Source organism: Sphingobium fuliginis, from assembly GCF_015074805.1.
Lineage (GTDB): Bacteria > Pseudomonadota > Alphaproteobacteria > Sphingomonadales > Sphingomonadaceae > Sphingobium > Sphingobium fuliginis.
Window position 1 is genome coordinate 2,342,274 of the sequence record NZ_CP060035.1, and the last position, 22,888, is coordinate 2,365,161.

The 22,888-nt window shown below is 61.2% G+C and carries 20 protein-coding genes and 1 pseudogene; 12 read left to right on the forward strand and 9 right to left on the reverse strand.

Going from position 1 to position 22,888, the window contains the following annotated elements; translation table 11 throughout:
• Window positions 1-27: 27 nt before the first annotated feature.
• The 3 genes from H5V43_RS11275 to H5V43_RS23915 all read right to left on the reverse strand — a co-directional run bounded on the left by H5V43_RS11275 (window position 28) and on the right by H5V43_RS23915 (window position 1,804).
• Complete coding sequence (locus H5V43_RS11275; RefSeq protein WP_025549566.1) at window positions 28-348, reverse strand: DUF736 domain-containing protein; 321 nt, start codon at window positions 346-348, stop codon at window positions 28-30.
• A 522-nt stretch (window positions 349-870) separates the two neighbouring features.
• Window positions 871-1,497, reverse strand: coding sequence for a DUF2285 domain-containing protein (locus H5V43_RS11280; protein ID WP_025549567.1), 627 nt, complete (start codon window positions 1,495-1,497; stop codon window positions 871-873).
• On the reverse strand, window positions 1,457-1,804 hold the full coding sequence (locus H5V43_RS23915) for a transcriptional regulator domain-containing protein (RefSeq protein ID WP_025549568.1): 348 nt from the start codon (window positions 1,802-1,804) through the stop codon (window positions 1,457-1,459). Before H5V43_RS23915 ends, H5V43_RS11280 begins: the two co-directional genes overlap by 41 nt.
• Window positions 1,805-1,896: 92 nt before the next feature.
• Between H5V43_RS23915 and H5V43_RS11285 the strand changes: the two genes are divergently transcribed.
• The 7 genes from H5V43_RS11285 (at window position 1,897) to H5V43_RS11315 (ending at window position 7,560) form a co-directional block, all read left to right on the forward strand.
• Window positions 1,897-2,664: a LuxR family transcriptional regulator gene (locus H5V43_RS11285; RefSeq protein WP_025549569.1), complete on the forward strand. Its 768-nt coding sequence runs from the start codon at window positions 1,897-1,899 to the stop codon at window positions 2,662-2,664.
• A 56-nt stretch (window positions 2,665-2,720) separates the two neighbouring features.
• Window positions 2,721-3,320, forward strand: a complete 600-nt coding sequence (locus tag H5V43_RS11290; protein ID WP_013041121.1) for an acyl-homoserine-lactone synthase — start codon at window positions 2,721-2,723, stop codon at window positions 3,318-3,320.
• A 16-nt stretch (window positions 3,321-3,336) separates the two neighbouring features.
• Window positions 3,337-4,203 carry a phytanoyl-CoA dioxygenase family protein gene (locus tag H5V43_RS11295; protein ID WP_244968619.1) on the forward strand — a complete coding sequence of 289 codons (867 nt, stop codon included), beginning with the start codon at window positions 3,337-3,339 and terminating at the stop codon, window positions 4,201-4,203.
• Between the two features lie 6 nt (window positions 4,204-4,209).
• Entirely contained in the window at window positions 4,210-4,815 is a 606-nt protein-coding gene (locus tag H5V43_RS11300) for a GntR family transcriptional regulator (protein WP_128830769.1), read from the forward strand.
• A 165-nt stretch (window positions 4,816-4,980) separates the two neighbouring features.
• The gene (locus H5V43_RS11305; protein ID WP_126516753.1) at window positions 4,981-5,100 is read left to right on the forward strand and encodes a benenodin family lasso peptide; all 120 of its coding nucleotides are present in this window, start codon (window positions 4,981-4,983) and stop codon (window positions 5,098-5,100) included.
• Window positions 5,101-5,152: 52 nt separating this feature from the next.
• Entirely contained in the window at window positions 5,153-5,809 is a 657-nt protein-coding gene (locus tag H5V43_RS11310; protein WP_025549571.1) for a lasso peptide biosynthesis B2 protein, read from the forward strand.
• Complete coding sequence (locus H5V43_RS11315; protein WP_193666662.1) at window positions 5,809-7,560, forward strand: asparagine synthase-related protein; 1,752 nt, start codon at window positions 5,809-5,811, stop codon at window positions 7,558-7,560. The genes H5V43_RS11310 and H5V43_RS11315 overlap by 1 nt, the downstream gene beginning before the upstream one ends.
• Here H5V43_RS11315 and H5V43_RS11320 read toward each other — a convergent pair.
• The 4 genes from H5V43_RS11320 to H5V43_RS11335 form a co-directional block, all read right to left on the reverse strand.
• The gene (locus tag H5V43_RS11320) at window positions 7,557-9,674 is read right to left on the reverse strand and encodes an Atxe2 family lasso peptide isopeptidase (protein WP_025549575.1); all 2,118 of its coding nucleotides are present in this window, start codon (window positions 9,672-9,674) and stop codon (window positions 7,557-7,559) included. The genes H5V43_RS11315 and H5V43_RS11320 overlap by 4 nt on opposite strands.
• Complete coding sequence (locus H5V43_RS11325) at window positions 9,668-12,238, reverse strand: TonB-dependent receptor (protein WP_193666663.1); 2,571 nt, start codon at window positions 12,236-12,238, stop codon at window positions 9,668-9,670. The genes H5V43_RS11320 and H5V43_RS11325 overlap by 7 nt, the downstream gene beginning before the upstream one ends.
• Window positions 12,239-12,315: 77 nt before the next feature.
• Complete coding sequence (locus H5V43_RS11330) at window positions 12,316-13,323, reverse strand: FecR family protein (protein WP_025552224.1); 1,008 nt, start codon at window positions 13,321-13,323, stop codon at window positions 12,316-12,318.
• Window positions 13,316-13,897 (reverse strand): RNA polymerase sigma factor, encoded by a 582-nt coding sequence (locus H5V43_RS11335; protein WP_025552226.1) that lies wholly within the window; start codon window positions 13,895-13,897, stop codon window positions 13,316-13,318. The genes H5V43_RS11330 and H5V43_RS11335 overlap by 8 nt, the downstream gene beginning before the upstream one ends.
• Window positions 13,898-14,959: 1,062 nt before the next feature.
• Between H5V43_RS11335 and H5V43_RS11340 the strand changes: the two genes are divergently transcribed.
• The 5 genes and pseudogenes from H5V43_RS11340 to H5V43_RS11360 all read left to right on the forward strand — a co-directional run bounded on the left by H5V43_RS11340 (window position 14,960) and on the right by H5V43_RS11360 (window position 19,799).
• The gene (locus H5V43_RS11340; protein ID WP_244968620.1) at window positions 14,960-16,102 is read left to right on the forward strand and encodes a tyrosine-type recombinase/integrase; all 1,143 of its coding nucleotides are present in this window, start codon (window positions 14,960-14,962) and stop codon (window positions 16,100-16,102) included.
• Window positions 16,103-16,204: 102 nt separating this feature from the next.
• Window positions 16,205-16,906 (forward strand): annotated as a pseudogene (locus H5V43_RS11345) (autotransporter outer membrane beta-barrel domain-containing protein); the annotation flags it as partial.
• 271 nt (window positions 16,907-17,177) lie between these two features.
• Window positions 17,178-18,215 carry a GDP-mannose 4,6-dehydratase gene (gene gmd, locus H5V43_RS11350; RefSeq protein WP_025552180.1) on the forward strand — a complete coding sequence of 346 codons (1,038 nt, stop codon included), beginning with the start codon at window positions 17,178-17,180 and terminating at the stop codon, window positions 18,213-18,215.
• The gene (locus H5V43_RS11355; protein WP_128830895.1) at window positions 18,215-19,081 is read left to right on the forward strand and encodes an NAD-dependent epimerase/dehydratase family protein; all 867 of its coding nucleotides are present in this window, start codon (window positions 18,215-18,217) and stop codon (window positions 19,079-19,081) included. Before gmd ends, H5V43_RS11355 begins: the two co-directional genes overlap by 1 nt.
• A gap of 58 nt (window positions 19,082-19,139) precedes the next feature.
• Window positions 19,140-19,799, forward strand: a complete 660-nt coding sequence (locus H5V43_RS11360; RefSeq protein WP_037484369.1) for an ABC transporter ATP-binding protein — start codon at window positions 19,140-19,142, stop codon at window positions 19,797-19,799.
• Between the two features lie 256 nt (window positions 19,800-20,055).
• On the opposite strand, the gene H5V43_RS11365 is transcribed toward H5V43_RS11360, so the two are convergent.
• A complete protein-coding gene (locus H5V43_RS11365) occupies window positions 20,056-21,135 on the reverse strand; it encodes an IS630 family transposase (RefSeq protein WP_025552325.1) in 1,080 nt (359 codons plus the stop codon).
• A 120-nt stretch (window positions 21,136-21,255) separates the two neighbouring features.
• Window positions 21,256-22,551: a DUF6492 family protein gene (locus tag H5V43_RS11370; protein ID WP_025551954.1), complete on the reverse strand. Its 1,296-nt coding sequence runs from the start codon at window positions 22,549-22,551 to the stop codon at window positions 21,256-21,258.
• Window positions 22,552-22,888 lie beyond the last annotated feature (337 nt).

A 22,888-nucleotide genomic window follows, 5' to 3' on the forward strand; every position in this document is an offset into this window, starting at 1 on the left:
AAAGCGACCGGGACCGGCGACGGACCATCAGTCAGCCGGATTCCAGATGATGGCGAAGGCATCCTCATCATCCTGCCCGGCGGCCCGGCCCAGATTGGCGTAGAGTCGGCGGGGTCCGAATTCCGGGGCGGCAAGGCTGAGCGATACATAGTCCTTGCCGGAGGTTTCGCTGATCCGGATCCAGCCCGCCCCGATCTCAACCCCCGACGCCAGGACGCGATAGTCGGGCTGGGTACTGCCATTCTTGTGGCTGTTGGGGATGATCTCGACATCGGTGCGAATCGAGAGGGTGCGAAGCTGGCCCTTGAAGCCATTTCTGTTGCGGGTGACATAACCGATTGCAGCCATTTTCTGTCTCCTGTCGTGTGCCCGCGAACCATTTCCGGGCGACAGCAGGCCAGGAGGGCCGGGCCGCAAAGGCCTCACGCACCGCAGGCCGAAGCGTCAGCGAAGGACCGGCCGGCCAGCCTTATTTGGTCCGCGAGGAGCCCTGCCAGGGGTGGGGAAATAAGGCGCAGCCGAGCCGGTTGCGGGAGGGTGGGCCCGGCCCAGAAGCCTGCTTTTCAAGGCGCCGGGATGGATCGCGCGGCAGCACAATCGGGAAACGATGGCATGCATGGCCCGTCAGTCCGACAACCAGGAAAGAAGGCCGCGTTGCATCATGCCACAGTTCGCTTCGGACGATTGCATCGGCATCATCAAGCGGGCGCGCAATTCATAGGAAAGGAGGATCATGCCGCCCTCCCATCCATGGGCGTGGCGGCAATGGCGGGATCAGCCTCGCCCTCTCCACCCACGCCCTACCGGGCAGCGCGATGCTTCTCCAGCAGCCAGTCGGCGGCAAGGCTGCCCTGCCGATCCTCTGCTCTCCTATTTCGGTCGCATCAGCAGCCGATAGCCGCCCTGCGCCATGGCGCGGGCGGATTTCACCATGCGCCGCACGCGCTGGCGCACATGGTCGGTCCGGCCTTCCCAGCCCGCTTCCACCGCCAGTGCCCCGAACAAGGCTTTGCCGATTTCGCGGTGGCTGGCCCCCGACGCGCGCGCATCATGGACGCGCAGCAGCGCCAATCCCCGCCCGATCACGGGATCAGCGGGATAGAGCGGCGCGCGAAACCGGCCAGTCCTGACCAGATCAAGAAAGCGCTCGAGCGTTCTCAGGCGCCGGGCCGCCCCTTGCGAGCCCCATATCTCATAATGCAGCAACACAGCGCCCCGGGTGTGGGTCAGGCTGCCTGCCATGATGTCGATTCTCAGATGCCGAAGCCCATCGCTTAGCACGGCATGTTCCCGGCCCATGGTATCGGTCGCGATCCGCAGCCACGGCAGCAGCTGCCCAAGCTCGATTCTTTCCTCCACCGGCGCAGAATGGTTGGCGATGACGACAGGCAGGGTCGCAGGATCGATATCCGCACGCCAGATGATCCGAGCCTCCGGTGCCGGGAGGTCGGGATGTTCAGCGAAAGTGAAGCCCCCATGGCGACGGGTCCACGGCACCTCTGGTAATGCGGCTCGCCTGCGCATGCCAGGCGACATAGTCCGGATCGCGGCGCAGCCATTCCCACATCAGTCCCGCGCGATCGATTCCGCGCAGCCCGGCATAGCATGCCGGATCCTGCCAATTTTCGGCGGCAGGACCCGCAGCGCTCCGTCTCACCGCTCGCTTTCCGGGCGGACCGGCCGCGCTTTGGCCGCTTTGAATGATCGAAGTCGGCGATCTTTGCTGCACGGCAGCAAATATGTCCCCGGACAGAAAAAACCATGATATGTCAGGTTCATGACAAAACCTGCCGGTCGGCGGCATGAGGCCCCGCCTTTCGGCCACAACAATGAGGAAAGGCCGACTGCAGGACGCGCGGCAGCTTGAGATGCCGCCTGCGGCCGGGACGCGTGCGCATGAGCATGCATCAGGAAGCGATGCATTTCCTCCAATGCATCAACCAGGTTCGGACGCGCGATGACATGGGGTCCGTCATGCGCGTGATTGCAGAGCAGCTGGGCTTTCAATATTTTGCCCTGACCCAGCATGTCGATGTGGTCGCGGCGGGCAGCGGCGTGATCCACATCCACAATTATCCCGACCGTTGGGCGGATTTCTATGCCGCGAACGCGCTGGGCATCACCGATCCCGTCCACAGGGCCTGCCATATGACCAGCTGGGGGTTTCGCTGGACACAGATGCCCGCCCTCATTCCCTTGACGAGCGGCGACCACAGGCATCTCGCACGCGGAAGGCAGGCGGGGATCGGCGACGGTTTTACCATTCCCTCCAATATCGGTGGGCAGCCCCCAGGGTCCTGCACCTTCGCCAATGCGGGCGATCGTCCCCTGCGCGAGGACAGGCTCCTCCTGGCGCAACTGCTTGGCAATTATGCGTTCGATGCCGCTCGGCGACTCTGGTCGATGCCCCGACAGGCCATGACCGCGCCGCTCATCACCGATCGGCAGCGCGACTGCGTGCAGTGGGCGGCGCGAGGCAAGAGCGACTGGGAGACCAGCCAGATATTGGACATCAGCAGGGAAACCGTGACGAGCCATATCAAGGAAGCCTGTGCACGCTACCAGGTCAACAAGCGGATATTGCTCGTCGGCCGGACGCTGGGTGACGGAACCCTGACGATCAGCGACATTGGCGGCTGGAGCCATCCCCATTTCTGGGAATAGCGGCGACTCAGCCTCCGAACCGACCCTTGATCGCCCATGACCAAGGGAGCTTATCCATGTTGCATATTGTGAAAGAACCGTTCCGGCCGCTGCCGGACACCGTGTTGCGCGCCATGTTCGCGGCCCGCAAATCCGTCTTCGTCGATCTCCTCAAATGGCAGATTCCGGTTCTCGACGGCCGGTTCGAGGTCGACCAGTTTGACGATGAACATGCGCGCTACATCATCCTGTCCGAACCCGACGGCACCCATCTCGCCTCGGCGAGGCTGCTGCCGACCCAGCGCCCCCATATTCTCGACAGCTTCTACGCCAGATTATGCGACGCGCCACCGCCGCGCGGCGGGGACATTTTCGAGATCACCCGCTTCTGCCTCGACCGGAACCTGCGGGCGGCCGAACGGCGGGTGGTCCGCAACCGCCTTGTGACCGCGATCGCGGAGCATGCGCTGGAGAACCGCATCAGCCGCTATGTCGCCATCGCCGAGATGAACTGGTTCCAGCAGATCCTGGCCTTTGGCTGGCAATGCCGGCCATTGGGCGCGCCGCAATGGCATGAGGGCTCGCTGCTCGTCGCGTTGGAGATAGAGATGGGCGCGGACACGCTCGACCGGCTCGCTGAGGCCGGGATCTATGATCAGGCACCGATGGCAGCGTGAGACGGGAGACGCGATCATGACCGAACCCCTTCCCACCAGTGCGTCGCGCCTGATCGAGCAATTGTTCGACCAGGGCTGGTCCGTCCTACCGCACGCCTTGCCCGAAGGCGTCATCGCCGCGCTGGACGCAGATCTCTCGCCCTCTTTTGCGGAGACTCCCTTCTGCCAGGGACCATTTTATGGCGAGACGACCAAGCGCTTCGGACGGCTGCTGACGCGGTCGCCCCATGCAGAAGCCCTGGTGCGGCATCCGCTCATCACCCGGATCGCCCGGCAGATTCTTAGCCCCTGGTGCGACTGCATCCAGCTCAATGTCGGGCAGGCCATCGCCATCCACCCCGGCGCGCCGGCGCAGGCACCCCATCGCGACCAGGATATGTGGCAAGCGCCCAAGGGAGAGATCGAATATCTGGTCAATATCATCTGGCCATTGACGCCCTTCACCGCCGATAATGGCGCGACGCTGGTCTGGCCGCGCAGCCACGGCGCCCAGGCGCTCCTGCCCGGTCCAGTCACAGATCCGATCGCTGTCGGGATGGAGCCCGGCTCTGCCCTCATCCTGCTGGGATCAACCCTGCACGGTGCCGGCGCGAACCGGACCGCTGCGGTGCGGCGCGCGATCGTCACGGGCTATAGTCTGGGATGGCTCAAACCCTATGAAAATCCTTGGCTTGCCTATCCGCCCGCAGTCGCACGCCGGTTTTCTCCTGAACTGGCCGAGCTCGCCGGCTATCGCCAGCACCGCCCCAATCTCGGCAATTTCGAGGGACAGTGTCCCTCGGTCCTGCTGACTGGCGCGCCTGATCGCCCGCTGGCCGCGATCGATGCGCTGCGGCCGGACCAGCAGGACATGGTGGCGGCCTTTGCGGCGCGGCAAAGCTGAATCAGGATGAACGCCGGTCCAACCTCCGAGCGGGTTCAGCAGAGTCTCAGGCGCCTCATCATGGAACGGGGCTATCGTCCCGGATCCCGTCTCGATCCTGCGGAGCTTTCCGCAATCCTGGCATCGAGCACGACACCGATCCGGGAGGCGCTCAACCATCTGGCGGGCGAGGGCCTTGTCGAAGCGCGAAGCGGCGGGGGCTTCCTTGTGCCGCTGATCGACGAGCCGGGCCTCAAGGATCTCTACGCCTGGTCGGGCGACATCGTCCAGCTCGCCCTGCGTAGCGCCCGCCTTTCGCTGCTGCGAGCGATCGAACTCGACCCGGATTTCGCATCGGGCGCAGACCGGGCCGCGCACCTCCTTCACCGAATCGCGAGCGCCTCCAGCAATCGCGAACATGGCGAAGCGATGGAACGCACCAACGCCCGCCTTCATGTCGCGCGTATCGGCGAAGAAGACATTCTGGGCGACACTGGGGAAGAATTGCAGGCGCTGGCGCACAGCGCGCGCGCCGGTGACATCGGGCTGCTGCGCAGGACCTCATCGACCTATCATCTGCGCCGCCAGCGCGCCGCGGCAAAACTGCTTCGCGGCATCTATCGAGATGATTAACAGGCGGGACATTCCGCCTGCAACTTGCCGAAGAGCAATATCCATTCCTCCCGATCATTCCATATGTTCGCGATATCGGATCCGTATAAATTTCGGATAGGGCCGTCCGCTTCCTACGCTCCATGGTGCTGCAACTAGTCGCAGCAAAGCCAAGGAGTGAATATCATGGAACGTGACAATGACGTGATCGAACTCGGCGCGGTCAGCGTGGAAACCAAGGGGCCCGGCGGCATCACCGGCGATGTCGGGCTTGGTGAAAATAATTTCGGCCTTTCCGACGACTGAAGCGATGGCGCGCAGCTTCGCGGCTGCGCGCCTCGTCCGTTCGAGACACAGAATGAGCGGCTATACACTGCGCGATGGTCTGAGCTTCTGCCGGACCGAGGGACAGGTCATTTTCCTCGACCTCCATGCCGATCGCTATTTCGGCCTGCGGCCAGCGCTGGACCAAGCGTTCAGATCCCTCATCGACGCTAACCACATCGATGCCCGGCAGTGCGACGCCTTGCTGGAAGCGGGCATCATCATCCGGTCGCCGGTCGGTATCAGGCCCGCCCCCTGCCCGCGCTCGCATGCATCCGAGGCCAGGCTGCCCATTGCGAAGCCGCGCCTGTCACCAGCCTATCTCGCAAGCGCCCTGACCCGCCGGTTCTGGTGGCGCGCGAGACTGAGACAATTGCCCTTCTCGCGGAACATCCGCTCGATCGAACGGCGAAAGCTTGGCGTGACCCCACGGACGGCCCCGACCGACCGGCTTGCCCATATTGATCAGGCCTATCGCCGGGCCGCCATGATTGTCTCTGCCCGTGACCAGTGCCTCCCCACCGCGCTGTCGCTCGCGTCATGGCTGATCGCGCTCGGCATCCGACCGGATCTCGTCCTGGGCGTCAAGCTCAACCCCTTCCAGGCCCATAGCTGGGTCGAGGTCGACGGCATGGTCGTCGCCGATGATCCCGATCAGGTCCGTCCCTTCTGCCCGATCAGGATCATCTGATGGAGAGATTTGTCGCCATATTCGCGCCGAAACCGGAACGCAGTCCTATCGCGCCGCCGATCCGGAGCGCGATTTCTCGCGCCGAGGCGCTGTCGGTCATGATCGACCGGGACGATATGCTGGTCGCAAGCGGCGGCGGACAAGTCCGGCATCTGGGCGATGATATCGGCATGGTCATCGGCCCCATTTTCGCGACCGGCAAGAGCGATCCGGCGACCCCGCCCTCGGATGTCGCGTCCAGCGGCGATCCGTCAGATCTCCATCGCTTCAGCCAGGACTATTGGGGTAATTTCGTCGCGATCCTGCGCGATCGCGCTGCAGGCTTTCATGTTCTGCGTTCGGCCTTCGGGCGCCTGCCCTGCTTCCATGCGGTGCAGGGCGATCAGCTTATTCTCGCTTCCGACATGGCCCTGCTGTCGCTTGGCGGATGGAAATCCCGTGGGGTCGAATGGTCCGCCATATTGCGCCGCCTCGCGCTCAGGGACATCCCCTCGCCCTCCACCTGCCTCATAGGCGTGAAGGAACTGCGGGGCGGCTCCCGTCTCGATCTCACCCCAGAAGGGCTGAGCGTCACGCAGACATGGAACCCATGGGACCGGGCTGGCAGGCACCATTGGATCGACGACCGGGACGAGGCCGCGCGCATGATCCGGCGCGCGGTATCGACCGCGACCCGCGCCAGCATCATGGGGGCCAAGCGTGCCCTGCTCATGCTGTCGGGCGGGATAGACTCCTCCGTGCTGGCCGCCGCGCTCGGCACTCATGGCTGCCCCTTTACCTGTTTCAATCTCGCCAGCCGCGGCGCGATCGGCGATGAACGCCATTATGCCCGGATGGTCGCATCCCATCTGGGCGCGCCGAACATCGAAGCGCAATGGGATGCTGGCATGGTCGACGTCAGCCGTTCCCATACCCAGGATCAACCCAATCCCCTCGCCCGCAGCTTCATGCAGGGCACCTCCCGCCTGCTCCATGAGGCGGTCGGGGCAAGCGGAGCCGATCTCACCATCGATGGCGGCGGTGGGGACAATGTCTTCTTTTCCTTGCGGTCCATCGCGCCGGCGACCGACGCTTTCCTGCGCGGACGAAGCCTGGGTGAAGGCTGGTCTACCGCCAAGTCGATCGCGGCCATGGCCGATGTGAGCACGATTACGGTGCTTGGCCGGGCAGTGTCACGCGCGTTCCGCCGGTCGCCGGCCTATCGCTGGCGGCCTATGACCCAATTTCTGTCCCCGCAGGTCATGGGCGACACAGCTCTTGTACCACGCCACCCCTGGCTGGAGCCGCCCCGCGGCGGTGAAACCGGGACGGCCGCCCATATCGCGCTCATCACCGCCGCCCAGGGCTGGGCGGAAGGCAATGATATCCGGAGCCCGGTGCGCCATATGACGCCTTTGGCTTCGCAGCCGGTCGTGGAAGCATGCCTGCGGATACCGAGCTGGTGGTGGTTCAGACAAGGCCAGAACCGGGTCGTGGCACGGGATGCCTTTCGCGACAGCTTGCCAGCAGCCGTCGTCGACCGCAGGACGAAGGGCACGCCCGACAGCTATATCGCGGAAATCTTCACCGCGAACCGCTCCGTCATCCGCGCCATGCTGCTCGACGGACATCTGCGCCGAGCCGGACTGCTTGACCTTTCCCTGCTCGAACATGCCCTGGACGGCGAGGGTTACGTCCAGGGCACGGCCTATCACCGCATCATGCATCTCGCTGACGTCGAGGCATGGGTGGCGGGGCAGGCCCAGGATTAGGGAGGAAAGGGCTGTTTTAGGCGCAGCCTGTCCCAGATCGCATATTGCTCCGCCTTGCGCGGATCGGGATCTTTCTTGCCCTGAAGCCAGTAGAGGAACCAGTCGACATTGCGTTCGTAGATCGCCAGCCGGTGTCGCGGCTGCCATTTATTATGAAATTCATCGGGAAAGACATACATGTCGACCGGCTTGCCCTGTTCGCGCAAGGCAGCGAAGACGTCGATCGCCGTCAGATATTCCCGATCGGCCAGTTGCATGAGCAATGGCGTATCGATCGACGCGGCATTGCGGATCATCGAACCGGGCTCCCAATAGTCCCGATCGTCGGATGTGGCGGGCGGGAAACCCTGCGACCGCATCTTCCGGGCAAAGGCCGGGCCGATGGTGGCGTTCACGGTCCAGGGTTCAAGACAGCAGGTGCTAATCGCGGCTGCGGCAAAGCGGCGGCTGTTGATGAGGGCAAAGCCGACCGTGCTCGATCCATCGCTCAAACCGGTGATGCCGATGCGATCCGGATCGGCAATTCCCATGTCGATGACGCGCTGCACCCCGGTCATGACCGAAGATTGCATGCTGCGCCTCTCCCCCCAATCCCGGTCATTCTCGGCCAGCAACTTCTGCCAGTCCTTGTTGAGCGGGTTGATCGCCCCGACATGGGGCGGGCGGTCCAGGCTGAGAACCGCAAAGCCTTTTGCCGCGAACAGATGGATCGGATATTCATTGCCGGTCGCGCCCCGCAGAAATCCGTTGCTGCGATAGGTCGTCACGATCATGGGCAGCCTCTCTTGTCCATCATAATCGGGAGGCAGGACGAGGTCACCGGCGACTTCCAGGCCTCGGTCGTTCCGCCATTCCAGCCGCTCGACCCTGCCGAACCGGATGGATCGATATTCGGGATTGGGATCGTAGAGCAGATCCATATGCCCATCGCCCGGATCGATCCGCACGATCCGTGGCGGCACGCTCGCGCCCTGACGCAAGCAGACAAGATCCCTGCCTGCGAGATCACAGCCGCTGATGACATCGCTTGTGACGAATATTCTCCGTGGCGGGCCGGAGCCAGGCCGCCAGCGATAGAGCGCCGTCGACCGGTCATTCCAGCCCTCACGGCGCAGGAAGAGCAAGGGGCCATCATGGGACATCCACCAAAGCCCGGCAAACTTGCCGCTACAGGCCCCACCCGGGCAGGGGATTTTCACGCCAGCCGCAGAGGACATGGCCAGCGCCCATGGGCTGGCCGGATTGGCGGTGACATGCTCCGTCTGGATAAAGCGCCCATCATCGGCCCTCGCCGAAAGCGGAAGGATTGCATAGCCGATCGGATCGGGGCCCAGCAGCGCCCGGTCACCTTCTTCGCCGGGCCGGGCCTCTCCCCCGCCCGGATCGACGCGAAACAGGGACAGGGCTGTCGTGGCGAGCGGCATGGGCTTGTCGCCCATCATCGGCACATAGCGATCATCATAACGAAAGCCGGTCACGGCCTCGCGCACCAATGCGGTCCGCTCCGCCATCTGTCCGGTCCGGATCGCATAGATGAGCGACCTGCCATCAGGCCCCCAGGCAAATTGCTCCACATCGACGGGAGAATGGGTGACGGCCCGGGCGGGACCGCCATCGGCACGCACTGTCCAGAGTTGGGTGACACCATTGTCCCGCCGCAGGAAGGCGATCCACCGGCCATCGGGCGACCAGGACGGCGCGAGCAGGATCGGAAATCCCGTCGGCAGGATGACCCCGCGATAATCGCCGGTCCCGCCAATAAACTCTCCGCCCTGATCGAGAAGCCGCGGCTTCGCGGATGGCTTCACATCCATCACCGCAAGGCCGATGCAATAGCTGTTGGTCGATGCCTCCGCCCGGATCAGGATGAAGGCGAGCTGTCTGCCGTCCGGGGAAAGTCCGAGCGGGCTCTTGTTGCCAAGAAGGGCGCCATCGCCCCGCCCGATGTCGCGCACGCCGAGCAGGTCCTGCGCCGTGATGGCGCGTCGCTTCATCATGGGCGCAGGGACCGGCAGCAGGTCGCTGCAATCCGCCGTCGCCGTGGAAGGCAAGGCGAGAAGTCCAACGCCCGCGGCCAGCAGCGCGATCGATCTCCTGTCCATGACGCTCACCATTTCTTGACCAGTTCGAGCGCGATGAAGCGGCCGACCGCTGAATAGTTGGTCGAGTCATAGGGCGTGTCATAATAGAGGCTGGTCGCGACGACCGAAGGCAAGGCATTGAGAATATTCTGGACCGAAAGGCCAAGCTCGACGCCGCGCAGCAGCCCCCCTTCCTCGCCAAAGCGGTAACGGGCGCTGATATCGATCGTCGTCATGCCGTCAATGTGCAGAGCCGGGGTGGAGCGCACATCCTTGACGCCGCCGATCGTGCTGAGCGTGGCCGCGGTGCGGAAGCCGCCCTTGCTCCAGCCGATCATGCCCCTGCCGCGCCAGTGCGGCGGGTTGAACAATCGTCCCGCCAGTTGCTCGACCGGACCGTCCGCCAGAAGCTGCTGCTCGCTGTCGAGATAGGTGAGATTGGCCGACATCTCGATGTTCCCATCGGAAAGGCCGGTCCTGTAGGCAAGCTGGGCATCGATGCCCCTGATAGTCTGACGCCCGGCATTGATATTGGCGCGATTAATGATCGCGGCGACCTTTGCCGGATCATAGGGCACGCCCGCCCCGTTGAGAAACTGGCTCGCATGGGCGATCGCCGCTGCAAGCTGCTCGGGCGTCGGCGCGTAGGTGATCTGCCTGGCGTAGATCGGATTGACGAGCGCCAGCGCTGACGTCGGGATCGGGTTCACGATGCGGTCGACATAGCGGGTTTGGAAATAGCTGAGCTCGAAGGACGCGCCCGGAAGGGCGGGCGGACGCAGCGCCATGGTGGCCGACCAGCTGCGCGCCTTTTCCGGCTTGAGGTCGCTATTGCCCCCGGCGATCAGCAATGCGGTGGTCCCGGCGGGATAGCCCTTCCCCCCGAATGTCGTGATTGGATATAGGATCGCCTGTTCGATCGAATAAAGCTGGATGAAGCTTGGCGCCCGGAAGGATCGGCCCCAGCTCGCCTTGATGTCGAGGAAATCAGCCGGCGCGTAGATCATGCCGAATTTGGGTGTCACGACATCGGCAAGGCCGCGATAGCGCTCATAGCGAAGCGCGGCGCTGAGACTGAGGCTGCGCATCAGCGGCAAGGCCTGCCCGGGCCCAATGAGCGGGAAGCTGGCCTCGCCAAAGGCATAGACGCTGTCCTGCGACGGCCTGGCGTTGTTGATATTGCCCACGCCCCTGAAGATTGCGAAGTCATTCGCCCGGATACCGGCCCCTATGGCCAGCTTGGCGTCCCCGCCTGGCAAGGCGAACAAGGGGCCGTCACCCGCGATCTCGCCGGTGATCGTCCGGTTATTATAGCGCCCAAAGGCCCGGCTCAAAAACCGATCGTTTATGAAGGTATCACCCTGAAAATAAGTGCGCCCCTTGCCGAAACTACCCGACAGGCTGAGCTGCCACTGCCCCAACGAGAGCCGCGCCGCTCCCGAAAAGGCCAGCGTATAGCTGTCAAAGCTCTGGGTGATCCGGCTGACCGACAGATTGGCGGCTCCGCTCGTGGGATAGGAAAATTCACCGGTCCGCTGGTTGTAAAGGCCGTCCAGTTCGATGGTCAGATTGTCACTGATGTCCTGATGGATGCTTCCCGCCACCGCATGGCGACGACTGGCCGGCAGCAGGGTCAGGTCCGGCCTGATCCGGCCATATTTGCGCTGGTTCGTCATGAGCGCAGTGTTCCGGCCATATTCATAGGTCAGGAAACCGCCGCCGCCGTTCCAGCGGCTACCCGCCAACACGCCATATTGCTGCTGGAAATTCCCGCCATCGGGCGATCCGCCGATGCGAGTCCGGGTTTCAACGCCATCATAGTCGCGCCTCAGGATCACGTTGACGACGCCGCCGACCGCGTCCGATCCGTAAATGGCCGAGGCGCCGTCCGCCACCACCTCAATCCGATCGACCGCTGCAAGCGGAATAGCGGAAATGTCGACGCCCTGCCGGGCCGAGTCATAGGGCACACGGCGACCGTTCAACACGGTGAGCGTCGCGTCGCTTCCCAGGCCGCGCAGATTGACCGAGGACCCGCCGCCGACATTGCCGCCCGTGCTGGACGGCACGTTGAAGCCGACGCCCGGATTCTGCCCACCGCCAAAGCTTTGTGGCAGGCTGCGCGCGACATCGCCAAGATCGGCAAGGCCGCTATCCCTGATGGCCCTGTTATCGAGAACCATCACGGGCGAGGGGATCGGCGCGCCGCGGATGCGGCTGCCCGTGACCAGGAGGCTTGCGCCCTCGCCGCTTTCCCCGTCCTGCCCGGACCCGCGTCCTTTCCGGATAATGATAGTGCCCTCGATCCGCGTCCAGACAAGACCGGTTCCGGCAAGCTGTCGATCCAGGGCTGCCTCCACCGTGAACGCGCCCTGCAGGGCTGGGCCATTCACTCCCTCGACAAGGTCCGCATCAACAAGGATTGTCTGCCCGGAGCGCAGGGCCAGTTCACGAATCGACGCACCAAGCGGCTGAGCGGGCAACACCATTGCGATGCTGGAAGAATGCTGGGCAAGCGCCGCCGGGGCGCTGACCGCGAGCGCAGCGGCGACGATACTGCCGGACAGATATAGAGCGGATAATGAAAATGGAGACATTTGGCCTTCTCCCCCTTGCCGCCAGTGGGCGGGACAGTGGGAAGACGCCGGCTTGCTAAAACACCCGACAGATTTTTTTACATATTCGATCCCGCCCGCTTGGGCGGCGCCATCAGCAGGAGCGTGGCGCGGTCGGGCCGCTCCACCTTGAGATGGAAACTGGCCGCGACAGCGCGCGCGAACCCTTCTGGATCGCGAACCCTAAATGCACCCGTCACGCGCAGCGGCATGGCAAAGGGCTCGGCCAGCCGGATCTGTATCCTGTTGTAGCGGTTGATCGCTGCCACCGCCTCGGCAAGGGGCGTGGCATCGAGCGCCAGCATGCCCGATACCCATCGCGCCTCCACCGCCGATACGGCCTGCCCGGTCCTATGCCCATCAAGCGCGACGCTCTGTCCCGGTCCAAACGCCCTTGTCTCTGCACTGGCATCGGATCGGTGCAATTCCACTGACCCATCGATAACGGTAACCAAGGGATGCGCACCGATCAGGCTGACGTCGAACATCGTGCCATGGGCGACAATTTCGCCACCCGGGACCCGCACACGGAAGACGCGCCTCTCATCCCCAGCGACCTCGAAACGCGCCCGCCCCCGGTCGAGGTCGAGCCGCCGTTCGCTGCCGGACAATTGCACGCGAAGCCGCGAGGCCGTGTCGAGGATGACGGTTGATCCGTCCGCAAGGCTGATCGTCCGGATCTCGCCCACTGCCGTTTCATAGACGGCGGCCTCAGCCGCCGTGGAAATGCCCAAGGGGCCGCCGAACCGCAGGAAGCTGACCGACGCCACCCCCAGCAGAACGGCGGCGCCAAGTCCGGTAGCCGCGATATGCGTCTTCTGCCGCATCCAGAATGGCGCGCGCGGGAGCGAGCGGTTCCGGCCGACATGCCGTTCCTGGAGCAGCGTGCCGAGCTGCCAATTGCGCTTAATCAGGTCATACGCGATGCGATGCCGGGGATCCGCATCGATCCAGAGCGCAAAATCGCGCTCCAATGCCGGATCGGATTGTCCGGCACGCCGCGCCAGCCATTTTTCGGCGGCTTCATGGATGGATTGGGGAATCTCTGCCCCGCCGGGCTCAGTCATGCGCCCGCAAATGCCGTCCAAGCTGCCTGATCGCCCTGCTCATCTGCTTCTCGACCCCTCGCACGCTCAATCCGGTCCGTTCGGCAATCTCGGCATAGCTATAGCCATCAAGACGGCAAGCCAGAAATATCTCGCGGGTCAACGGCTTCAATCGCAGCACGGCCTCCTCGATTCGGACGAGCCGGTCGCGCGCCTCCAGCGCGGCGACGGGATCGCCACCCGAAAGCGCCAGATCCTCGATCGGAACATGATGATGCGCACAGCAGCGCTCTGCTACCCTGGCCTCATCACGCAGCACATTGCGCGCCGCCTGGCGGAGATAGGCTCCGGGTGCCCGGATCGCTCGACCATCATGGTCCGAACTTCCAGCCATGCGGCTGAAAACCTGCTGGATGACATCTTCCGCCTTGTCATGCCCCGTCCATCGCGAGAGGAAACGCAGCAGCGAGGGCCGCTCTTCCCGATACAGGCTTGCCAGCGGGTCCGGCGAGAAAGCCGCGCGATCATGCTCAGGCGGCAGGGGATCACCCTCATCCAGCGGCAGGCGCGCCATTTCCGAAGCGGGCCGTATCATAGCCTGCTCCTGCTATTTGTTCTGGCTTGCGATCCCATCCGCCGCTCCCTCGCACAAGACGAGGTTGCGCCGGATAAGACCGGGCGTTGAGCCGCGCTTGAGAACGCGTGTCGATGCCTTTGGCCATAAATGGCTTGGACATAACATCGACCACCCGGCCGCTTCCGCGACGAGTCTATCCTTCCCAAGCGAGGGGCTCAAACCTCGGCGCCTTCCAACGAAAACGCCACGACACATTATCGTAATGTCAAGTCGGCGCAACAGGTTAGAGAAAGATCGAAATCAGCTTTGTTCCACCCTCTCCGCATCGCCCTTGGTTGAGAGAGGCACCTCTGACATGCCCTAAGTTCATGTGCGAGGACAGACCGGTCGTCCACGTCGAGCATCGGCCGGGGCAGCGGTTCCACTATCGGCGCATATAAGTCCGATCCGGGCCGATCCGGGCCGATCTGGACCATTCCCTTGCAGGCCGGCGAAAAGCGATAGTCATTCATGGCAGCGGATCGCTTCTGCATCCCCGACGTGGGGCTGGCCCGCGGCCACTGGACATCGTCATGAACAGGCCAACGCCCGATGAAGAACTACAAGACCCGGCGCCTGCCCGAGGAGATGAGCAGGCGGCTTGAGCATCTGGCGACAAGTTCGGGTCGGGCGCGGTCGGAAGTCCTGGTCGATGCCTGTTTCAACCTGCGACAGGCGCCAAGCTCTTTGCCCAGTGGCCGAGGAGCTTGCAAATGATGCCCGAACTTCCACCATTCAAGAACACGGAGCTTCCAAACCCCGGCATGCTCGAGCTGATCGCCCTGTGCATATACTGCCCGACGCCGCGCCGCACACTCAAAGGCGCAGCGCGCCAGCAAGCCCTCGGTGGAACGATACGGGCGACGGCAGCTAAAGGGGCTTCTCCATGTCGACAAGACGTCGCCTAACCAAGCCACCCGGCCAAGCCGATGCGACAACGCTGCATGGGGCACCGGCGGCTGGCGAAACGCCGACGGCAACTCTCCTAACCCCGCGTGACATCCTGTCGCGGCTGAACATGCACAGCACCGATCCCGCAAAATGGATGCGCCGGACCTTCGTGAAACATGGCGTGCCCTACATCCATGCGTGCGGAAAGACGCGCGCGACAGAGTCACAATATCAGCTGCTGCTGGAGAAGATCACATGCTCTCCTTCCGTCCCCGTGGGAAGAACCGGGTTTACCATATTCGAGGAACAATCGCGCTCGGCAACAAACGGATCATCGTCAAGGAGTTCAGTTCAGGAACGAGTGACCGCGATGCTGCGGCGCACCTGATGGCGGAACATGAGACGAAGCTGCGGCACCGGCTGATGTTCGGTCCGGCCGCGATCGTGGCGCAAGGCAAAATAGCCGACGCGTTTGAAAGCTACCTGACGAAGGCGAAGCCCCCCTGCCCGTCCGATGTCCTGCGCATCGGCAAGCTCAATGGCCTGATCGGAGACTTCAGCCTGCGCGAACCCAAGCAAGCCTGGGAGCATTTTCGCCGCGCCTATCTGACCGGCCATGACCCGGCGGGTCAGGATCGCTATCGCGCCGTGTTCCAGGCCGCGATCAACGTCCATCACGACCTGCACGACCTTCCGCCCCTGCGCATCAAGGCGATCCCGTTCGACAATGAACGGGTGCGCTTTCTCAGCAAGGAAGACCGCGACCGGTTGATCGCGGCCTACTCACCGCACATACAGCCGATCATCACCCTGCTCGCCTTCCATGGCCCACGCATCCAGACCGCATTGCAGTTGCCGTGGGGCGTGAACGGCGTCGATATGAAGGAGGGCTCTATCCGGCTCAATCACACCAAGAATGCGATCATCCGATCCGTGCCGATGCATCCACGTGTCATGGACGTGCTGCGCCCGATCTGGGAGAAGCAGGGCCAGCCGACAACGGGGCATGTTTTCCTCAACCGGTTCGGTAAACCCTATTCTGACACCCGCTTGGCGAAGATTCCCGGCGGCAATCCGATCAAGAACCAGCACGCCACCGCGTGCAAGCGCGCAGGGGTAGAGGATTTCACCGTGCATGACTGGCGCCACCACTGGGCATCGCACTGCGTCATGGCGGGCATCGACCTCATCACCATCATGAACATGGGCGGCTGGAAGTCGCTGCGCATGGTCCAGCGCTATTCCAGTGTCAGCGTCGACCACATGCGTGAATCCATCAACCAGCTAAACTGAAGCAGAACGGCCCATGCCCGAGAGAGACGTGGCGCAGGGAAACCAACTCCACATTCTTTCGTCACCAAAACCTGCGTATGACAGGCGGGTTCGCTCGGCGCATTCGTCCGCTATATCGACACCCGTCAGCAGATCGGTGCGCTTACGGCCAGGACCGAGGCCGACGGCATGATGGCCGGTGCGATCGCGCAGGCAGCGCGGGCGGGCTTCCACATTGCCGCCTCGCTCAGCCCTGACGCCAGCAAGGTGGATACTGATCGCAGCCTGTTGAGCGGCAGCAAGCTCAGCAGCCATTACCGCCTGCATAGCTGGACGGCAGACATATCGCTGGGTCATCCCTTCAGTCTAGCCGACGGCAGGGGCCTCGAACCCGAGGTCGGCTTCACCCATATCTCCTCGCGCCGCGGGAGCGCGAGCGAGACGGGCGATGTGGTCTGGGCATTGGATGTCGAGGGACGGCGGACTAAGGCCAGCTTCCTGCGGGGATCGCTCGAACTGCACGGCGTGGCCAAGGCTAGCATCAGCCCGTGGCTCTCTACTGATGTCCTGCATCAACTGACCGGCACACGCCGCTCTGCGACCGCCGCCTATGCCGGCGTCACCGATACCCTGACTGTAGCGGGCGTAAGCCGAAGCAGGACGCTCACCACGGTTAGAGCAGGTGCGAACCTGCAGGTTTCGTCAGCTGCAGCCGTCTTTTTTCAGCGGCATCAGCGAATTTGGCGCCGAAAGCACCGGTCAAAGAGCCTCTTCTGGCTTGAGTATCCGTTTCTAAACTCCAAATACCATACAGCTATTAAATAGCTAATAGCTGTATGGTATCGCCTAGTAAGACAGGCCGAATCCATACTTTCCTGCGAACTTCTTAGACGCGCGACATCATTACAATGTCGAACCAATTCGTGCCAACACTGATGCTACGATATCTTTTTGCTGTGAACCACGAAACCGAATTTCTATAAAATTATTTAAAATAGATATGTTGGACCGTGGTCAGAAATGAATGCTTTGCCCTCTGGCCATCACGCCACAATGCCACTATTGGGATGTGCCAACATCGTTAAGGGAACAAAATATGTCAAAGAGTGCCATCGTTACCGGAATCAGCGGCCAAGATGGCGCATATTTGGCGGAGAATCTGCTCGACCGCGGGTATACGGTCTATGGCACATATCGCCGGACCAGTTCAGTCAATTTCTGGCGGATTGACGAACTTGGGATTTCCAATCATCCCCAGCTTAAGCTGGTCGAATATGATCTCACCGACATGGGGTCGGCCATCAGGCTCATCGAAACGTCTGAAGCGACCGAAGTCTATAACCTTGCTGCGCAGAGCTTCGTCGGGGTCTCATTCGATCAGCCTATCACCACCGGCCAGATCACAGGTTTGGGAGCCGCCTATCTGCTCGAGGCGATCCGTACCGTCAACAAGGACATACGCTTTTACCAAGCCTCCACATCCGAGATGTTCGGCAAGGTCCAAGCCATCCCGCAACGAGAGGATACCCCTTTCTACCCACGCAGCCCATATGGTGTCGCAAAGCTCTATGCCCATTGGCTGACAGTCAACTATCGGGAAAGCTTCGGTATCTTTGGCACCAGTGGCATCCTGTTCAATCACGAGTCTCCACTGCGCGGCCGTGAGTTCGTGACACGCAAGATCACCGACACAGTTGCAAAGATCGCCCAGGGCAAGGCAGAGGTCCTGGAGCTTGGCAATCTCGATGCCAAACGCGACTGGGGTTATGCAAAGGATTATGTTGAAGGTATGCGGCTAATGCTGCAGCATGACGTGCCGGATACGTATGTACTTGCCACAAATCGGACAGAAACGGTCCGCCATTTCGTTGAGCTGGCATTCGCCCAAGCAGGCATTTCGCTCGAATGGTCGGGCAAAGAAGAGAACGAAATCGGTGTGGATCCGCAAAGCGGAAAGACCCGCGTTCGCATAAACCCTGCCTTTTATCGGCCTGCAGAAGTCGATCTGCTGATCGGCGACCCAGGCAAGGCGGAGCGCAACCTGGGCTGGAAACCGAAGGTACAGCTTGAAGAGCTCGCCCGTCTGATGGTGGAAGCCGATATGCGACGTAACGCTACGGGCTGGTCGTTCTGATGCGGGTGGCGCTGACCGGGGCGACTGGGTTTACCGGTCGTTTCGTCACCTCTGCCTTGGAAAAGGCAGGATTGACGCCGGTCGCGTTACGGGTCGATCTGCGCAACAAGGATGCTGTTGATAAAGTTGTCAACGCGACAGACTTTGACAGGGTTATCCATCTTGCAGGCCACGCCTTTGTGGAAGCGGCTGATTGGCAGTCTTTCTATTCGATCAACCAGCTTGGAACGCTGAACCTGCTTGATGCCGTGGCGCGGAAAAGGCCCGGTGCGCGGTGCATTATCGCATCGAGCGCGCAGGTCTATGGCCCACATGCCGAAGGCCTGATCTTAGAAGACGCTCCGACAAATCCGACAAATCATTACGCTCTGAGCAAATGGGCGATGGAACGTGGCGCTGAACTTTGGCGCGACAGGCTTGAAATCGTTGCGACCCGACCCTTTAATTATACGGGGGTAGGGCAAGATACTAAGTATCTAATCCCCAAAATCGTCGATCATTTCCGACGTCGAGCTGACGTGATAGAACTGGGCAATACTTGGGTGCGCCGTGATTTTGGCGATGTGCGGACGGTTGCGGACGCCTATACTGGCCTTGTGCAGGCGGCTGTCGTCCCATCGGTCGTTAATATCTCAACCGGATCAGTATTTTCGATCGGCGATATATTGGAGCGGCTCACAGTGCTGAGTGGCCATCATATCGATGTGCAGGTCAATCCTGCTTTCGTACGAAAAGGTGATGTAGAGGTCCTTGGCGGAAGCGCCGCAACACTTCGTCAAATTCTGCCCGATTGGCAACCGATGTCGTTAGATGATACATTAGAATGGATGTATAGCGTCGATGATAGTCAGCGAAGACAACCATAATTGTTCGGTGGCATTATCCGGCAATGTATTTAGCAAAGTTAGATGTCTGGTTGCGTAAATGATATCTTTTGAAAATGTCTCGAAAAGCTACCATATCCGGAAGTTCCGGAAGGATGTTCTGAGCGGCCTGAACTTCGAAATTCCAACCGGTTCCAGTGTTGGAATATGTGGAGCGAACGGGGCCGGGAAATCGACGCTCATGCGTCTGATTTCGGGCGTAGAGGCGCCAACCTCTGGAAAGATCACGCGAACCGTAACCTGCTCCTGGCCCATAGGATATTCCAGTTGCTTTCAATCAAGTCTGACCGGGGCAGACAACGCACGTTTCATCGCGAGAATTTATAACAGGGATATACGGCAGTTACTGGATTATGTCGAAGATTTTGCTCAGTTGGGTCCGTATTTTTATCAACCGATTTACAGTTACTCAGCAGGTATGCTGGCGCGATTGGCGTTTGGAGTATCCCTAGCGATCGAATTTGATTGCTATCTCGTCGATGAGGTCACAGCCGCTGGCGATGATCGTTTTCGCCAACGATGTGAGGAAGCCCTTCATTATCGCCGCGCTAACGGAACGTTGCTGATGATCAGTCACGACCCCAATACGCTGCGCTCATATTGCGAACGTGGCGCCGTTCTGAACAATGGCCAGTTGCTCTTTTTCGATACGATCGATGAGGCCATCGATGTGCACATGCATAATCAGGCGGCGCACTGATGCGATCTTGCCATCTGCAGGGCGCCGACGCTCGGCCCGGAGGAAGTGTTACTTTTTGGGTAGGATAGGAGGCCCTACTTTGGCGTGAAGAGCACCGTCCGGCATTCTTGAGGGTGGCGGCGACCGGACCTGACTCTGTAGCAATCGCCGGACCTAGAGCGTTTTCCAAGCAGATGGAATCATCTGCTGACTCGGAAAACGCGACAAGACAAAAACTTAGAGCAGTCGAGCCGATGCAATCGGATCGGAATCTGCTCTAGTGGATTGATTCCAACGTTTGGTGCCCGCGCCGAACGGCAGCGATGATATTGTCGGGATGAGCCTTCCAGACGAACGGGCGCGGTTCTTGGTTATGCTCGGTGATAAAGCGGTTGATGGCAGCCTGTAGGTCGACGACGGAGTGGAAGACGCCGTTTTTCAGGCGCCTCCTGGTCAGCTTGGCGAAGAAGCCTTCGACGGCATTGAGCCATGAGCACGAGGTCGGCACGAAGTGGAAGGTCCAGCGCGGACGTCTGGCCAGCCAGGCGCGGACCTTGGGCTGCTTGTGGGTCGCATAATTGTCGAGGATGACGTGGACGGCCTTGTCGGCCGGCAGTTCGGCTTCGACGGCGTTGAGGAACCGGATGAACTCCTGATGCCGGTGGCGCTGCATGTTGCGGCCGATCACCGAGCCGTCGAGGATATTGAGCGCGGCGAACAGGGTGGTGGTGCCGTTGCGCTTGTAATCGTGCGTCATGGTCGCCCCGCGGCCACGCTTCAGCGGCAGCCCCGGCTGCGTGCGATCGAGTGCCTGGATTTGGCTCTTTTCGTCAACCGACAGCACGATGGCGTGAGCCGGCGGCGAGACATAAAGCCCGACGACGTCGTGAAGCTTTTTGGCAAAGGCTTTGTCATTGGACAGCTTGAAGCTGCGCCAGCGGTGGGGAGCAAGGCCGTGGTCGTGCCAGATCTTCACGACCGAGGACGCGGCGATGCCAACTGCCTTGGCCATCGCGCGAACCGTCCAGTGCGTCGCTTCGTGAGCAGGCGGCTCCAGCGTCAACGCCACGACCTTGTCGACCAGCACGGCGTCGAGCGGCGCGATGCCCGGTGGCCGGGTCTTGTCGCGCAGCAAGCCCTCGACCCCCTCGGCCATGAAGCGTTCCTGCCAGCGCCACACGCAAGTCTTGGACTTGGCGGTGGCCGCCATGATCGCATTGGTTCCGAGACCCTGATCGGTCAGGAGAATGATCCGCGCTCGCCAAGCGTGCTTCTGCGGCGAGCTCCGCGCCGCAGCGATAGCCTCAAGCCGAGCCCTGTCCGAGGCCGTGACGGAAATGCTGATACCAGTACGCATTCCGCAGTGTCGCACGCCGCATCAGCGTCGGGAATCCCCAATAAGACTCGTCCGTTCCGATCAATCCACTAGCCTGGTTTCGTCGATCAATTACTGCCCTGGCCGCGCCCATCGATCTGTTCAGGCTGCGAGGCAAGCCAAATATGTCTGCATTGGCTGCAAGGTGTCGCAGGCGGGCTTCTGAAAAAGATAGCCGAAATACCCGTCCTCGCCGGTCGGCGCTGCGCCATCCAACAATTGGTCGGGTTCGATGATCGGCCGTAGTATGCAGGGTTCGATCGGCTTGAACAGCTCTGGATGACAATAGGTCACAAACGCACCGTACCAGGCAAATTCATAGGGGCTCACCGCGATCAAACCACAAAGGTTGGTGTAGCCGAAATCTGCCGCGCGCGATTCGAGAGAGAGGCAAATATCTGAATCAAATATGCCGTTACACCCGATATAATGATATTTAAGTGGGTTAAGACGCGCACTGAAATGTTCGTCAATGGCATCAAATGCCACGCCGGCCGAAACGAGATTGCCTCTCAGCCAACATTGTTCGCCCGTATCAATGAAGTGCTGATTTATTTCCTGTCGATCTAGAGGGCGGGCCGTGGTGCACAAAACGCCGTCACGAAATAAGGCTGTTCCGAAGTCGAATGGTTGCGTAAAGAACTGGGCTGAATCGCACGTCAGGTAATGCCTTGACAAGCCGAGCTTGGAAAAGGCCAGTTTAACAACCTGCTGTACATGCCAACCGTCGAAATAAGCCGGTGGGACATTACCAGTCTTCTCCAACACCCAATCTTCATACAGGATTATCGGCAGTCTTTCGATGAACCCCGTAACAGAAGCGCTATCAAACAACCTATCGAATAGCGCTTCATCCCGCCTTGGGATAACCAGATAGAAGGGGACTTCAGGTTTTACGTAAGAGAGGTAGGATCCAAACAATATAACGGACCAATGAGCATCATTGGCATAGCTCTTGTTCAGAATAGCATAGTCCCGATCAACGTCCCGGCCGTGGATCCGGACGCCTTGGAACTTCAGTCGCGTATCGTCCGCAACCGTCAGGCGGATCTCGAGGTCACTGACGTCTTGGGGTATATTCAGAGAGAAAATCGTTATGAGGCCGGGTCCAGCCTGTGCCGTTATGTCGGTTTTCACAAACTCATGCAGCCCGGAATTGCAAACCACGTCAACAATTGCGCTCGCGCCGCTATTCTCCACCTCGCCAAGGACAGCCACGGTGTAGACGCCGGCTTTGCAGGCGCGATAGGGGCCGCAGACAAGGAAGCCGGATTTTCCAACCGTCTGTATAGACCGATCACCCCGTTGGCCGTTCAGGACGAAGCTTTCATAGTCGTCGACAGTCAGGTGCATCGCATCACCGGGACACTTGTTCCCCACCGGGGCCGACATCATCATCTTCAGAAAAGCTCCGTGCTTGGAGAGCGCATCTTAGCCGCCCAAGATTTCTTCAGGGCAGACAGTGGTGCGAAAGGGCGCGCCATCCATCCACCCTCCAAACCAACCAACGGCCGCAGATAAGGCTCCCATGCCGGAAAAAGGACGGTGTGACAACCTTCATCGGCAATGCTCCCCGGCCGTGCGCCCCGTCGCGGTGCGAAACCGTGATCGTTGGCGCAGGAAGCTTGGGCGCGCTGCTGGCCTTGAAGAGCGGTGCGGCATGCTGTTTAAAATATTGGGATCGGTTCCGGCTGAAGGCCAATCCCAAAATATAGGCCTTTTCGTCGTTTTTTTC